Source organism: Streptomyces sp. NPDC058157, assembly GCF_042884105.1.
Lineage (GTDB): Bacteria > Actinomycetota > Actinomycetes > Streptomycetales > Streptomycetaceae > Streptomyces.
Map to the genome: position 1 here is coordinate 52,881 of NZ_JBHVUQ010000016.1, position 16,567 is coordinate 69,447.

General features: G+C 76.6%; 1 protein-coding gene and 1 pseudogene. Both read left to right on the top strand.

Annotation, left to right across the window (positions count from 1 at the left end):
- Positions 1 to 89 precede the first annotated feature (89 nt).
- Positions 90 to 11,870, top strand: coding sequence for an SDR family NAD(P)-dependent oxidoreductase (locus tag ACFVXK_RS06540; RefSeq protein WP_389610402.1), 11,781 nt, complete (start codon positions 90 to 92; stop codon positions 11,868 to 11,870).
- A gap of 105 nt (positions 11,871 to 11,975) precedes the next feature.
- A pseudogene (locus tag ACFVXK_RS06545) lies at positions 11,976 to 16,567 on the top strand (type I polyketide synthase); the annotation flags it as partial.

Consider the following 16,567-nt stretch of genomic DNA (forward strand, 5'->3'; position numbering starts at 1 on the left):
TCCTCCCGCACCGATCCGAAGCTCCGAAGCACAGAGATTCCCCGAAAGGCGATACACCGATGTCGGACGAAACGAAGCTCGTTGACTACCTGAAGCGGGTCACCGCCGACCTGCGTCAGACGACTCGACGGCTTCGCGAGGTGGAGGCGGAGGCCACCGAGCCGATCGCCATCGTCGGGATGAGCTGCCGCTACCCCGGCGGGGTGCGGACGCCGGAGGACCTGTGGGAGCTGGTGTCGGGCGGCCGGGACGGCATCAGCGCCTTCCCCTCCGACCGGGGCTGGGACGTGGAGGCGCTGTACGACGAGGACCCGGAGCGGCGGGGGACCTCGTACACCCGGGAGGGCGGTTTCCTCGACGGCGCCGCGGAGTTCGACGCGGGGTTCTTCGGGGTGTCCCCGCGTGAGGCGCAAGCGATGGACCCGCAGCACCGGCTGCTGCTGGAGACCTCGTGGGAGGCGTTCGAACGGGCGGGCATCGACCCGCTGTCGGTGAAGGGGCAGCGGGTCGGCGTCTTCGCCGGGCTGATGTACCACGACTACGGGACGAGCGTGGCGGAGGTGCCCGAGGAGCTGGAGGGCTACCTCGGCAACGGCAGCGCGGGCAGCATCGCCTCCGGCCGCGTCTCGTACACCCTGGGCCTGGAGGGCCCGGCGGTGACGGTCGACACCGCCTGCTCCTCCTCCCTCGTCGCCCTGCACCTGGCGGCGCAGGCGCTGCGGCGCGGGGAGTGCACGATGGCCCTCGCGGGCGGGGTCACCGTCATGGCGACGCCCGCGACCTTCGTGGAGTTCAGCCGGCAGCGGGGCCTGTCCGCGGACGGCCGCTGCAAGTCCTTCGCCGAGGGCGCGGACGGCACCGGCTGGGGCGAAGGCGTCGGCATGCTCCTCGTGGAACGCCTCTCGGACGCGGTGGCGAACGGGCACCGCGTGCTGGCCGTCGTCCGCGGCTCCGCCGTCAACCAGGACGGCGCGAGCAACGGGCTGACCGCCCCCAACGGGCCCTCCCAGCAGCGCGTCATCCGCCAGGCCCTCGACAGCGCGGGCCTGACCACCGCCGACGTCGACGCCGTCGAAGCCCACGGCACCGGGACGAAGCTCGGCGACCCCATCGAAGCCCAGGCCCTCCTCGCCACCTACGGCCAGGACCGGGCGGCGGACGCCGCACCGCTGTGGCTGGGCTCGGTGAAGTCCAACATCGGGCACACCCAGGCCGCCGCCGGTGTCGCGGGCGTCATCAAGATGGTGCAGGCCATGCGCCACGGCTCGCTCCCGCGCACCCTGCACGTGGACGCCCCGTCCAGCCACATCGACTGGTCGGCGGGCGCGGTGGAGCTGCTGACCGAGGACCGGGCCTGGCCCGAGACCGGGCGGCCGCGCCGCGCGGGCGTCTCCTCGTTCGGCATCAGCGGCACCAACGCGCACATCATCCTGGAGCAGGCCCCCGCAGCCGCTCCCGAAGCCGCCCCCGCCGACGCGGAGCCCGAGGGCGGCGAGCCGCACCCGCAGGCCGCCGCCGCTCCCGTCGTCCCGCCCGCCACCCTCCCGTTCCTCGTCTCCGGCCGCACCCCCGAGGCCCTGCGGGCCCAGGCCGGGCGGCTGGCCGCGTTCCTGCGGGAGTCCCCGGAGGCGGCGGAGGCCGCCCCCGTCGACCTCGCGTACTCGCTGGCCGCCTCCCGCTCCACCTGGGAGCACCGGGCCGCCGTCGTCGCCGACGACCGCGCGGAGCTGCTCGGCGCCCTCGACGCGCTGGCCGGGGGCGCCGGAGCCGCGCCCGGGCTGGTGCGGGGCACGGCCGAGAAGGGCCGTACGGCCTTCCTGTTCACCTTCCAGGGCAGCCAGCGTCCCGGCATGGGCCGCGAGCTCTACGAGGCGTTCCCGGTGTTCGCCGCCGCCTTCGACGAGGTCTGCGCCGAACTCGACCGGCACCTGGACCGGCCGATCCGCGAGATCGTCTTCGCCGCCGAAGGCACCCCCGAGGCCGCGCTCATCGACCGCACCCTGTACTCCTCGCCGGCCATCTTCGCCCTCGAAGTCGCCCTGTACCGGCTGCTGGAGCACTGGGGGATCCGCCCCGACCTGGTCTCGGGCGGCTCGATCGGCGACTCGGCGGCCGTCCACGTCACCGGCGTGCTCTCCCTCGCCGACGCCGCGACCCTGGTGACCGCGCGCAGCCGCCTGATGAACGAGCTGCCCGCGGGCGGCGGCATGGTCGCCGTCGAGGCCCCCGAGCAGGTCGTGCGGGAGGCCCTGGACGAGCTCGGCGGCCGCGTCTGCGTCGCGCTGGTCAACGGGCCGGAGGCGTTCGTGGTCTCCGGTGACGAGGACCTGATCGCCGGGCTCGGCGACCGCTGGAAGGCCGAGGGGTACCGGATCAAGCGGCTGACCGTCGGGCACGCCTTCCACTCCCCGCACATGGACCCGATGCTCGACGCCTTCCGGGAGGTCGCCCGCTCGCTCACCTTCCGGGCGCCGCGCGTCCCGATGGTCGACGCGCTGACCGGCGAGCTGATGGACGCCGACCGGATGTGCGACCCCGAGTACTGGGTGCGGCACGTCCGCGAGGCCGTGCGCTTCGTCGACGCCGTCCGCACCCTGGAGTCCGAGGGGGTGACCACGTACCTGGAGGTCGGGCCGCTCGCCATGCAGAGCCTGATGGCCCGCGCCTGCCTGACCGCCGAGTCCGGGGCCGCGCTGGTCCCGTCGCTGCGCCGGGACCGGCCCGAGGTGTGGTCGCTGGTGCACGCCGTCGCCCAGCTGCACGTGCGGGGCGTACGGGTGGACTGGGAACGCTTCCACGCCGACACCCGCCCGGCGGTGACGGGCCTGCCGACGTACGCCTTCCAGCGCGAGCGGTACTGGCTGAAGTCCGCCGGCACCCCGGGCGCGCTGGGGGCCGGTGCGGCCGCCGCGGAGCTGGGGCTCAGCCTGGCCGGGCACCCGCTACTCGGTACCGCGATCTCCCTGGCCGACTCCGGGGGCTTCCTGTTCACCGCCCGGCTGTCGCTGCGCTCGCACGGCTGGCTGGCGGACCACCGGGTGCTGGACCGGGCGGTCGTGCCCGGCGCGGCCCTCGTGGAACTGGCCGTACGGGCCGGTGACGAGGCCGGCTGCGGCAGCCTCGACGAACTGACCCTGGCCGCGCCCCTGGTGCTGCCCGAGGACGGCGGGGTCCAGCTGCGGCTGTCGGTCTCCGAGCCGGACGGGCAGGGGCGGCGCGCGTTGAGCCTGTTCTCCCGTCCGGAGGACGCCGACACCGCCGAACCGTGGACCCGGCACGCCGAAGGCACGCTCTCCCCCGGCGGGTCGGCCGCGGGGGAGGGCCTGGCGGTCTGGCCGCCGGCCGGGGCCGAAGCGCTCGGCACGGACGGCCTGTACGAGGCCCTCGGCACGGCCGGACTCGCCTACGGACCGGTCTTCCAGGGGCTGAAAGCCGCCTGGAAGCTGGGCGGGGAGGTCTACGCCGAGGTCGCCCTGCCCGAGGAGGCCACCGCCGACGCGGGCCGTTACGGCCTGCACCCGGCCCTGCTGGACGCCGCCCTGCACGGCATCGGGCTGGGATCCTTCGTCACCGGCGACGGCGGAGCACGCCTGCCCTTCGCCTGGACCGGGGTGTCCCTGCACGCTGCCGGGGCCACCGCCCTGCGCGTGCGCATCGCCCCCGCCGGGACGGACTCCGTCACGCTGACCCTCGCCGACCAGACGGGCGCCCCCGTCGCCGCCGTCGAGTCCCTCGCCCTGCGCGCCGTCACCGCCGAGCAGCTGGAGGACGGCTCCCTGCGCGACGCCCTGTTCCGGGTGGAGTGGGTCGAGCCCGTGCTCGGGGAGAGCAGCCGCGGTGACTGGGCCTGGCTGGACGAGGAGGGGGACGGCGTCCCCCCGTACGTGGTCACGCCTACCCCGGCCGGCGAGGTGCACTCCGCCGTCGCCGAGGCCCTGAGGCTGGTGCGGTCCTGGCTGGCCGAGGAGCGGTTCGCCGGGTCCCGCCTGGTGTTCACCGCCGAGCGGCAGGACCCGGCCACGGCTGCGGTGTGGGGGCTGGTGCGGTCCGCGCAGGCCGAGAACCCCGGCCGGTTCGCCCTGGTCGAGGCCGCCGACGTCGAGGCCGCCTGGGAGCGGATCTCCGCCGCGCTGGCGGCCGGTGAGGAGCAGCTCGCCCTGCGGGACGGCCGGGTCCTCGTACCGCGCCTGGCCCGGGCCTCCACCGCCCCGGCCGGGGAAGCCGCGTTCGGGGACGGCACCGTGCTGATCACCGGCGGCACGGGCGGACTGGGCGCCCTGTTCGCCCGCCACCTGGTCACCGAGCACGGCGTGCGCGACCTGCTGCTCACCAGCCGACGCGGCCAGGATGCCCCCGGCGCCACCGAACTCGCTTCGGAACTGGCGGAGTTGGGCGCCCGGGTCCGGATCGCCGGCTGCGACGCCGCCGACCGCGAGGCGCTGTCCACGCTCCTGGACTCCCTCGACCGGCCCCTGACCGCCGTCCTGCACTCCGCCGGGGTACTGGACGACGGGGTGATCGGGGCGCTGACCCCCGAGCGCGTGACCGCCGTCCTGCGGCCCAAGGCGGACGCGGCCCACCACCTGCACGAGCTGACCCGGGACGCCGGGCTCTCCGCCTTCGTGGTCTTCTCCTCCGTCGCCGGTGTCTTCGGCGGTGCGGGGCAGGCCGGCTACGCGGCCGCGAACAGCTACCTCGACGCCCTCATGGCCGAGCGCCGGGCGGCCGGACTGCCGGGACTTTCGCTGGCCTGGGGCCTGTGGGCCGGGGTCGGCGGTATGGGCGACACCCTCACCGACGAGGACGTCGAACGCATCGGCCGCTCCGGCGTCCGCCCCCTGGCCGTCGACCAGGGCCTGGCCCTCTTCGACGCCGCCCTCGGCACCGACCAGCCCCTCCTCGTCCCCGTCCCCCTCGACCTGCGCACCCTGCGCACCCGCGACCAGGTCCCCGCCCTCCTGCGCACCCTCGTCGGCGCCACCCGCCGCCGCGGTACCGCCGCCGCGGCGGCCGGTACCGGCTCCTCGCTCGCGGACCGGCTGGCGGCCCTGGGCCGCACCGAACAGCGGGGGCTCCTGCTGGACCTCGTGTGCACCCGGGCCGCCGCGGTCCTCGGGCACGGCGGCGGCGGGGCCGTGGACGCCGAGCGGGCCTTCCGCGAGCTGGGCTTCGACTCCCTCACGGCGGTCGAGTTCCGCAACCTGCTGATGACCGAGACGGGTGTCCGGCTCTCCTCGACGGTCGTCTTCGACCACCCCAACCCGGCGGCCCTCGCCGAGTTCCTGCGGACCGAGCTGGTCGGCGAGGACACCGACGCCCGCTCCGCCGCCCCGGTGGCGGCCGGCGACGACGAGCCGATCGCGATCATCGGCATGAGCTGCCGCTACCCGGGCGGCGTGGAGACCCCCGAGGACCTGTGGCGGCTGGTCGCCTCGGGTACGGACGGCATCTCCGGCTTCCCGGAGAACCGCGGCTGGGACCTGGAGGCCATCTACCACCCCGACCCCGAGCACCGGGGCACCTCGTACACGCGTGAGGGCGGCTTCCTGCACGACGTGGCCGAGTTCGACGCGGAGTTCTTCGGGATCTCCCCGCGCGAGGCCCTCGCGATGGACCCGCAGCAGCGGCTGCTGCTCCAGGCCACCTGGGAGGCCTTCGAGCGGGCCGGGATCGACCCCAAGGCGATGAAGGGGTCCCGTACCGGTGTCTTCGCCGGGCTGATGTACCGCGACTACCTGACGCGGCTCTCCTCGATCCCGCAGGAACTCGAGGGCTTCCGCGGCACCGCCAGCAGCGGCAGCGTCGCCTCCGGACGCGTCTCGTACCTGTTCGGGCTGGAGGGCCCGGCGGTGACGGTCGACACCGCCTGCTCCTCCTCCCTGGTCGCCCTGCACCTGGCGGCGCAGGCGCTGCGGCGCGGGGAGTGCACGATGGCCCTGGCGGGCGGGGTGACGGTGATGTCCTCGGCGGGCACCTTCGTGGAGTTCAGCCGGCAGCGGGGCCTCGCCGCGGACGGCCGCTGCAAGTCCTTCGCCGAGGGCGCGGACGGCACCGGCTGGGGCGAAGGCGTCGGCATGCTCCTCGTGGAACGCCTCTCGGACGCGGTCGCGAACGGGCATCCGGTACTGGCCGTCGTCCGCGGCAGCGCGGTGAACCAGGACGGCGCCAGCAACGGGCTGACCGCCCCCAACGGGCCCTCCCAGCAGCGCGTCATCCGCCAGGCCCTCGACGCCGCGGGCCTGACCACCGCCGACGTCGACGCGGTGGAGGCCCACGGCACGGGGACGAAGCTCGGCGACCCCATCGAAGCCCAGGCCCTCCTCGCCACCTACGGCCAGGACCGGGCGGCGGACGCCGCACCGCTGTGGCTGGGCTCCGTCAAGTCCAACATCGGGCACACCCAGGCCGCCGCCGGTGTCGCGAGCATCATCAAGATGGTGCAGGCCATGCGCCACGGCTCCCTCCCCCGCACCCTGCACGTGGACGCCCCGTCCAGCCACATCGACTGGTCGGCGGGCGCGGTCGAACTCCTCACCGAGGACCGGCCCTGGCCCGAGACCGGCCGCGCGCGCCGCGCGGGGATCTCCTCGTTCGGCATCAGCGGGACGAACGCCCACGTCATCCTGGAGCAGGCTCCCGAGCCGGAGCCGGCCACCACGACCGCCCGGCCGCTCGCGGACGGCGCGTTGGTGCCGTGGATGCTCTCGGGCCGTTCGGCCGAAGCCCTGCGGGCACAGGCCGAACGCCTCCTGGCGCACGTCGGGGCGCGGCCCGGGCTGGCCGTCGCGGACGTGGCGTACTCCCTGATGGGCCGGTCCGAGATGGAGCACCGCGCGGTGGTCGTGGGCCGGGACCGCGAGGAGTTCCTCGCCGGTCTGCGCACCCTCGCCCGCGACGGCGCCGGCACGGCGGCTCCGGCCGCCGCGAGCGGTCCGGGCCGGGGGCCGGCGGTGCTGTTCACCGGGCAGGGCAGCCAGCGCCCCGGCATGGGCCGCGAGCTCTATGAGGCCTTCCCGGTCTTCGCCGCCGCCTTCGACGCGATGTGCGCGGAGCTGGGCGGCGGGCTCAAGGAGCTCGTCTTCGGCGAGGACGCGGACGCCCTGGACCGCACCGGGACCACGCAGCCCGCACTCTTCGCCGTCGAAGTCGCGCTGTACCGGCTGGTGGAGTCCTGGGGTGTCGTCCCGGGCTTCGTCGGCGGGCACTCGGTGGGTGAGATCGCCGCCGCGCACGTCGCCGGGGTGCTGTCGCTCGCGGACGCGGCCGTCCTCGTCAGCGCCCGCGGACGGCTCATGGAGGCGCTGCCCGACGGCGGGGTGATGGTCTCCGTCCGGGCGGGCGAGGAGCGGGTCGCCCCGCTGCTCGTGCCCGGCGCGGCCATCGCCGCCGTCAACGGGCCCGAGGCCGTCGTCCTCTCCGGCGCCCGGGAGGCGGTCGAGGGCGTCGTGGCGCTGCTCGCCGCGCAGGACGTGAAGGCGAAGGCCCTGCGCGTCAGCCACGCCTTCCACTCCCCGCTCATGGACCCCATGCTGGAGGAGTTCCGCGCGGCCATCTCCGGCCTGGAGTTCCGCCGGCCGACCGTCCCGTTCGTCTCCGCCCTCACCGGCGGCCTCGTCACCGACGAGATCGCGCAGCCCGACTACTGGGTCAGCCACGTCCGTGAAGCCGTCCGCTTCCACGACGCGATCCGCGCCCTGGAAGCCGAAGGCGCCACCACCCTCCTGGAGCTGGGACCCGACGCCGTCCTGACGGCCATGGCCCGCCCCTGCCTCACCGACGAGAGCACCGCTCTCGTCCCCACCCTCCGCCGGGGCCGCGACGAGGTGCAGAGCCTGACCGCGGCGGTCTCCGATCTGCACCGCCACGGCGTGGACCTGGACTGGGAAGCCCTGTGCGGGATGTCGGTCGACTGGGACACCTTCTTCGCCGAGTCCGGTGCCTCCCGCGTCGACCTGCCCACCTACGCCTTCCAGCGGCGGCGTTTCTGGCTGGAGGACGCCGCGCCGCAGGCCCCGCAGGACGTGGAGTCGGTCGGGCTGAAGGCGGCCGGGCACCCGCTGCTCGGGGCCGCGATCGCCCTGCCCGACTCCGACGGGGTCATGTTCACCGGACGGCTGACGGCGCGGGCGCAGGCCTGGCTCGGCGACCACCGGGTGATGGGGAAGCTGGTGGTGCCCGGTGCGGCCGTCGCGGAGCTCGCGGTGCGGGCCGGTGACGAGGCCGGCTGCGGCTTCCTGGACGAGCTGACCCTCGAAGCCCCCCTCGTCCTCCCCGAGGACGGCGGTGTCCAGCTGCGCGTGCTGGTCGGGGAGGCGGCGGCCGACGGGCCGGGTTCGCGCCCGGTCACGGTGTTCTCGCGGTCGGAGGACGCCCCCGAGGACACGCCGTGGACGCGGCACGCCTCCGGTTCGGTGGCCCCCGGCGGGTCGGCCGCCGGGGAGGCCTTGACCGTGTGGCCGCCGGCCGGGGCCGAAGCGCTCGGCACGGACGGCCTGTACGAGACCCTCGCCGCGGCCGGCCTCGCCTACGGACCGGTCTTCCAGGGGCTGAAAGCCGCCTGGAAGCTGGGCGGGGAGGTCTACGCCGAGGTCGCCCTCCCCGAGGAGGCCACCGCCGACGCCGCCCGCTACGGCATCCACCCCGCCCTCCTCGACGCCGCCCTGCACGGCATCGGCCTGGGCACCTTCGTCACCGGCGACGGCGGCGCACGCCTGCCCTTCGCCTGGACGGGACTCTCCCTCCACGCCGGCGGGGCCACCGCCCTGCGCGTGCGCATCGCCCCCGCAGGAACGGACTCCGTCACCCTCACCCTCGCCGACCAGACCGGCGCCCCCGTCGCCACCGTCGAATCCCTCGCCCTGCGCGCCGTCACCGCCGAGCAGCTGGAGGACGGCTCCCTGCGCGACGCCCTGTTCCGCCTCGACTGGACCGCTCCGGCCCTCGACGCGGCCGCCGGCGCCGGCGGAACGTGGGCCCTGCTGGGCGACGGCGCGGACGGCTACGCCGCCACCGCCCTGCGCCGGGCGGGCGTCGGCTTCGACGCCTACGCGGGCCTCGCGGAGGCGGGTGCCGCGGCCGTGGCCCCGCAGGTGCTGGTGGTGCCCGTGGAGGGTGCCGCGGAGGCTTCGGCGGAGCAGGTGCGGGAGCTGGTCGGGCGGGTCCTGGAACTGCTGCGGGAGTGGCAGGCGGACGAGCGGTTCGCCGGGACCCGGCTGCTGCTGCTGACCTCGGGCGCGGTCGTCGCCCGGGCCGGGGAGGCCGTGCACGATCTCGCGGCGGCCGCCGTGTGGGGTCTGGTGCGTTCCGCGCAGGCCGAGAACCCGGGCAGGATCGTGCTGGCCGACGGGCCGCTCCCCGGGCACGCGGGCGGCACCGACCCCGGCTGGGAGCTGCTGCCCGCCGCCCTGGCGGGTGACGAGCCCCAGCTGGCGTTGCGCGGCGGGGAGTTCCTCGTGCCGCGGCTGGCGCGGGCGCTGGCCTCGGAGGCGCTGGCCGCACCGGCCGGTGCGGGGTCCTGGCGGCTGGACGTGCGGGGCCGGGGGACGCTGGAGAACCTGGCGCTGGTGCCCGCCCCGGAGGCGGACCTGCCGCTCGGTGCCGGGCAGGTGCGGATCGGGGTGCGCGCGGCGGGCCTCAACTTCCGTGACGTGATGCTCTCGCTGGGCCTGTACCCGGGCGAGTTCGTGCTCGGCGGCGAGGGCGCGGGCGTGGTCCTGGAGACGGGCGCGGGGGTGACCTCGCTGGAGCCGGGCGACCGGGTGATGGGCATCTTCGACGGGGCGTTCGGGCCGGTGGCCGTCGCCGACGCGCGCAGTGTGCACCGCATCCCGAAGGGGTGGACGTTCGCCCAGGCCGCGGCCGTGCCGATCGTGTTCATGACGGCGTACTACGGGCTGGTGGACCTGGCCCGGGCGCGGCGCGGGGAGCGGGTGCTGATCCACGCGGCGGCCGGCGGTGTCGGCATGGCGGCGGTGCAGCTGGCCCGGCACCTGGGGCTGGAGGTGTACGGCACGGCGAGCCCCGGCAAGTGGGACACGCTGCGGGCGGCGGGCCTGGACGGGGCGCACGTGGCGAACTCGCGGACCCTGGACTTCGAGGGCGCGTTCCTGGAGGCGACCGGCGGGCGGGGCGTGGACATCGTCCTGGACTCGCTGGCCCGGGAGTTCGTGGACGCGTCGCTGCGGCTGCTGCCGGGCGGCGGCCGGTTCCTGGAGATGGGCAAGACCGACATCCGGGTGCCGGCGGAGGTCGCCGCGGCGCACCCGGGGGTGGAGTACCGGGCGTTCGACCTGGTGGACGCCGGGCCGGAGCGGATCGGTGAGATGCTCGCGGCGCTGGTGGAGCTGTTCGAGAGCGGGGAGCTGTCGCCGCTGCCGGTGACGGCGTGGGACGTCCGGCAGGCGAAGGACGCGTTCCGGTACGTCAGCCAGGCCAGGCACACCGGCAAGGTGGTGCTGACGGTCCCAGCGGCCTTCGACCCGGACGGGACGGTGCTGGTCACGGGCGGTACGGGCACGCTGGGCGCGCTGCTGGCCCGTCACCTCGTGCGGGAGTACGGGGTGCGGAACCTGCTGCTGAGCAGCCGGAGCGGGCCGCGGGCGGCCGGGGCGGCGGAGCTGACCGCCGAACTGGCGGAGCTGGGCGCGCGGGCGGAGGTCGTGGCGTGTGACGTGGCGGACCGTGAGGCGCTGGCGGGGCTCCTCGCCGGGATCCCGGCGGCGCACCCGCTGACGGCGGTCGTGCACACGGCCGGTGTGCTCGACGACGGGACCCTCGGGTCGCTGACCGGGGAGCGGCTGGAGCGGGTGCTGCGCCCGAAGACGGGGGCGGCGCTGGCGCTGCACGAGCTGACGCGGGACCTGGACCTGTCGGCGTTCGTGCTGTTCTCCTCGGCGGCGGGGGTGTTCGGCAACCCGGGGCAGGCCAACTACGCGGCGGCGAACGCCTCGCTGGACGCGCTCGCGCTGCACCGGCGGGCGCTGGGCCTGCCCGCGGTGTCCCTGGCGTGGGGCATGTGGGAGGAGGCCAGCGCGATGACGGCCCACCTGGACGGCGGCGAGCGGTCGCGGTCGGGGCGGGGCGGCGCCGGGGCGCTGGGCTCCGAGGAGGGGCTGGCCCTGTTCGACGCGGCGTTCGCGGACGGCGGGGCGGTGCTGGTGCCGGCGCGGCTCGACCTGCGGGCGGTGTCGGGGTCGGCCGGTCCGGTGCCGCCGCTGCTGCGGGGCCTGGTCCGTGCGGCGGGCCGGCGGGCGGCGGCCGCGGTGCGGCAGCAGCCCGGCGGGGTGTCGCCGGCGGAGCGGCTGGCGGGGCTGTCGCCGGTGGCGCGGGAGCGTGAACTGCTGGAGATCGTCCGGGAGAACACGGCGGTGGTGTTCGGGCACGCGAGCGGTGACACGGTCGACGTGGCGAAGCCGTTCAAGGCCCTGGGCATCGACTCGCTGACCGCGCTGGAGCTGCGCAACCGGGTGACGGCGGCGACGGGACTGCGGCTGCCGCCGACGCTGGTGTTCGACTGCCCGACGCCGGCGGCGCTCGCGGAGCGGCTGCTGGAGGAGTTCACCGGGGCCGCGGCGCAGGCCGCGGCGGGGACCGGGGAGCGGTCCGGGGAGAGCGCCGGGCCGGCGGCGGTGCTGGCGGACATCGACCGGCTGGAGGCGGCGGTCGCCGCGCTGGACCAGGCCGGCGAGGCGGCGGGCGGCGCACTGGACGAGGCCGCCGAGGCGGCGGTCGGCGCGCGGCTGCGGGAGCTGCTGGCCGCCTGGAACGCCCGGACGGCGGCGGCCGCGCCCGCCGCCGCACCCGCGGACATCGAATCGGCGACCGCCGAGGACATCTTCGACCTGCTCGACGGCGAGCTGGGGACGCTCTGACACCGCCACCCAAGCCGCACCCCCGCAAGTCCGACCCTGTTGGAGCGATCGCACGTGACGAACACCAGCCAGACCAACGAGGCCAAGCTCCTCGACTACCTCAAGCGGGCCACCGCCGACCTGCGCGAGACCAAACGCCGTCTCGCGGAGGCGGAGGAGCGGGCCGGGGCGAAGGAGCGCGAGCCGATCGCGATCGTCGGGATGAGCTGCCGCTTCCCCGGCGGTGCCGGCTCCCCCGACGGGCTGTGGGACCTGGTGCGGCGCGGCGGGCACGGGCGGACGCCGTTCCCGGAGAACCGGGGCTGGGACGTGGACGCCCTGTTCGACGAGGACCCGTCCCGGCCGGGGACCTCGTACGTGCGGGAGGGCGGGTTCCTGCACGAGGCCGTCGACTTCGACGCCGGCTTCTTCGGGGTCTCCCCGCGCGAGGCGCTCGCGATGGACTCGCAGCAGCGGCTGCTGCTGGAGGGGGCGTGGGAGGCGTTCGAGGACGCGTCGATCGATCCGGTGTCGGTGCGGCAGACGGACGTCGGGGTGTTCGCGGGGGTCATCCACCACGATTACGTGACCCGGCTCGCGCGGGTCCCCGAGGGGTTCGGCGGCTATCTCAGCACGGGCAGCGCGGGCAGTGTGGCCTCGGGCCGGATCGCGTACACGCTGGGCCTGGAGGGCCCGGCCGTGACGGTCGACACCGCCTGCTCCTCGTCCCTGGTCGCCCTGCACCTGGCGGTGCAGTCGCTGCGGCGCGGGGAGTGCGCGCTGGCCCTGGCGGGCGGGGTCACGATCATGTCCTCACCGGGCGCGTTCGTGGAGTTCAGCCGGCAGCGCGGGCTCGCCCCGGACGGGCGCTGCAAGTCCTTCGCGGACGGCGCGGACGGCACCGCGTGGGGCGAGGGCGTCGGCATGCTGCTGGTGGAGCGGCTGTCGGACGCGGTCGCGAACGGGCACCGCGTGCTGGCCGTCGTCCGGGGCTCCGCCGTCAACCAGGACGGGGCCAGCAACGGGCTGACCGCGCCGAGCGGGCGGGCGCAGCAGCGGGTCATCCGGCAGGCCCTGGAGAGCGCCGGGCTGGGTCCGGCCGACGTGGACGCGGTGGAGGCGCACGGGACGGGGACGCGGCTGGGCGACCCGATCGAGGCGCAGGCGCTGCTGGCAACGTACGGGCAGGGCCGGGCGGCGGGGCTGCCGCTGTGGCTGGGTTCGGTGAAGTCGAACATCGGGCACACGCAGGCCGCGGCCGGGGTGGCGGGCGTCATCAAGATGGTGCAGGCGATGCGGCACGGCACGCTGCCGCGCACCCTGAACGTGGACGCCCCGTCGGCGCAGATCGACTGGTCGATGGGCGAGGTGGAGCTGCTGACGCAGGAGCGGCCCTGGCCGGAGACGGGCCGGGCACGCCGGGCGGGGGTGTCCTCGTTCGGGATGAGCGGCACCAACGCGCACGTGATCCTGGAGCAGGCACCGGCGGAGGACTCGGCGGACGACTCGGCGCAGGAGGCTCCGGCCGCCGGGCCGGTACCGGGCGTGGTGCCGTGGGTGCTCTCGGGCCGGACGGGGGCGGCGCTGCGGGCGCAGGCGGCCCGGCTGGCCGGGCACCTGGAGTCGGCTGTGGAGGCCCGGCCGGCCGACGTGGGGTTCTCGCTGGCGACGGGCCGGTCCGCCTTCGAGCACCGGGCGGTGCTGCTGGGCTCCGGGCCGGAGGAGTTCGGTGCGGCGCTGGCGGCCCTCGCGGCCGGTGAGGCCGCGCCGGGACTGGTGACGGGGTCGGCGGAGACCGGCGCGTACGGCAGGGTGGCGTTCGTGTTCCCCGGGCAGGGCGCCCAGTGGGTGGGGATGGCCGTCGGACTGCTGGACGCCGAGCCGGTGTTCCGGGCGCGGATCGAGGAGTGCGCGGCGGCCCTCGCCCCGCACACCGACTGGTCGCTGCTCGACGTGCTCACCGGCCGGCCGGGCGCGCCGGGCCTGGAGCGGGTGGACGTGGTCCAGCCGGCGCTGTGGGCGGTGATGGTGTCGCTGGCCGCGCTGTGGCGGGCGTACGGGGTGGAACCGGCGGCGGTCGTCGGGCATTCGCAGGGCGAGATCGCGGCGGCCGTGGTCGCCGGGGCCCTGTCGCTGGAGGACGGCGCCCTCGTCGTGGCCCGGCGCAGCCGGGTGCTGACGGAGCTGTCGGGGCGCGGCGGGATGATGTCGGTGGCGCTCTCGCACGAGCAGGCCGCCCTCGACGTGGCCGGCTACGCGGGCCGGATCGCGGTGGCCACCGTCAACGGACCGGCCGCGACGGTGGTGGCGGGCGAGCCGGCCGCGCTGGAGGAACTGCGGGCCCGGTACGAGGCCGAGGGGGTGCGGGCCCGGATCATCCCGGTGGACTACGCCTCGCACTCCCCTCAGGTGGAGTCGATCCGGGAGCGGCTGCTGGAGGTGCTGGCGCCGGTGCGGCCGCTGCGGCCCGAGCTGCCGCTGTACTCGTCGGTGACCGGCGAGGTGGTGGAGAGCGCCGCCCTGGACGCCGGGTACTGGTACGAGAACCTGCGCCGCACGGTGCGGTTCGAGGGGGCGGTGCGGGCGCTGCTCGCCGACGGGCACCGCTACTTCGTGGAGGTCAGCCCGCACCCGGTGCTGACCCTGGGGGTCACCGAGACCCTGGACGCGGTGGCGGGCGCGGGCGGCGCGTCGGGGCGGACGGCGGTCGTGGAGTCGCTGCGCCGCGACGACGGGGGCCCGGAGCGGTTCCTGGCGTCGGTGGCGGAGCTGTACGTGCAGGGCGGACCGGCGGACTGGCGGCCCGCGTTCGCGGCGCACCGGCCGCGGACCGTGCCGCTGCCGACGTACGCGTTCCGGCACGAGCCGTACTGGATGCACGAGGCCCCGGGCGGCGCGGGGGCGGGGACGTCCGGGATGACGGCGACGGGCCATCCGCTGGCCGCGTTCCGGCTGGACCTGCCGGAAGCCGGTTCGGTGCTGTTCACCGGGACGGTCTCGGCGCGCAGCCACCCGTGGCCGGCGGGCGCCGAAGTGCCCGTCGAGGCGCTGGTGGAGGCGGCGCTCGCGGTGGGCGGGTCGGTCGGCCTGCCGGAGGTCGCCGAGGCGTCGGCCGGGGCCGCGCTCCTGGTGCCCGAGCGGGGCGGGGTCCGGCTCCAGCTGCTGGTGGGGGCCCCGGACGAGGCGGGCCGGCGCGGGCTGACGGTGGTCTCGCGGCCGGAGGCGGCGGACGCGGAGGAGCCGTGGGTACGGCACCTGACGGCGTCCCTGGCCCCCGGCCGGGCGCCGTCCTTCACCCCGGACGCGGGCACGGGCCCCGGGGCGGCGGGAGGCACGGGTTGGCCGCAGGTGTGGCCGCCGCGGGGCGCCGATCCGGTGGAACCCGACGGGGAACACCCGCTGCTGGAGCGGGTCTGGCGGCGCGGTGAGGAGTTCTTCGCCGAGGCCGTGCTGCCGGAGGAGCCGCACGGGAGCGGGGACGGGTACGCCTTGCACCCGGCCCTGCTGGAAGCCGCCCTGCACCCCGTGATCGCCGACGGGGAGCAGCGGTTGGCGCCGCTCGCGTGGAGCGGTACGGCCCTGTACGCGACGGGTGCGTCCGCGCTGCGGGTGCGGGCGGTGCGCGGGGCGTTCGGGGTGGTGGAGCTGGAACTCGCCGACGCCGGGGGCGGCCCGGTGGCGGCCGCCACAGTGACCCTGACGGCCCCGGCGCAGGGCACCGCCCTCGGCGGACGCCCCGTCACCCCGCTGCACCTGGTGTGGGAACGGGCCGCGGAGGCCCCCGAGCCGTCCGCGTCCGCCACCCGCGCCCTGCTCGGCGTACCGGACGGCGGCGGGCGGGGCCCGTCGGTGCTACCGGACTGCGACGGGGCACCCGCGTACCCGGACCTGCCGGCCCTGCTGGCGGCGGCGGGGGCCGCGGCCGCCTCCGGGGACGGGGACGGGGACGGGGTGCCGGAGCTGCTGCTGGTGCCGGTCGTCCGGGACCGGGCCGCGCCCGAGGTGTCGGGGGTGGGCGTGCGGGCCGCCGTGGACCGGGTCCGCGAGCTGGTCGGCGCCTGGCTCGCCGAACCCCGGTGCGCCGGCGCCGCGCTGGCCGTCGTGACGAGCGGCGCCGAGGCGGTGCTGGACGGGGAGGGCGTCCCCGACCTGGCCGGCGCCGCCGTGCGCGGCTTCGTGCGTTCGGCGCAGGCGTGGCTCGCCGAGGAGGGGGCGCGCCGCCTCATGCTGGTGGACGTGGACGACAGCGACGCGAGCCGCAAGGCCCTGGTACGGGCGCTGGGCGGCGCGGAGCCCGAGCTGGCCCTGCGCGACGGCGTCGCCTACGCCCGGCGCCTGGTGCGGGCCGAACCGGTCCCGGCGGGGCCGCTCGCCGGCGCCCTGGAGCCGGTCCGGCTGAGCGGCGCCTCCGACGGGCCGTGCGCCGAGGAGGCCGCCCGGCAGCTGGCCGAGGGGCACGGCGTGCGGCTGGCGGGGCCCGGCGAGGAGGCCGCGGCCATCGTCCACCTGGCCGGGCCGCACGGGCCCTCGCTGGAGGCCGCCGTGGACGCCGCGCTCGCCCTGGACGGGCACACCACCCCGCTGGCGTTCGTCGTCAGCGTCGGCGGCGCGGTCGGCGCGGGCTGCGCCGAGGAGACCGCCGTCCTGGGCGCGTTCCTCACCGCGCTGGCCGCCCGCCGCCGCGCCGCCGGACTGCCCGCGGCCGTCCTGGGCTGGGG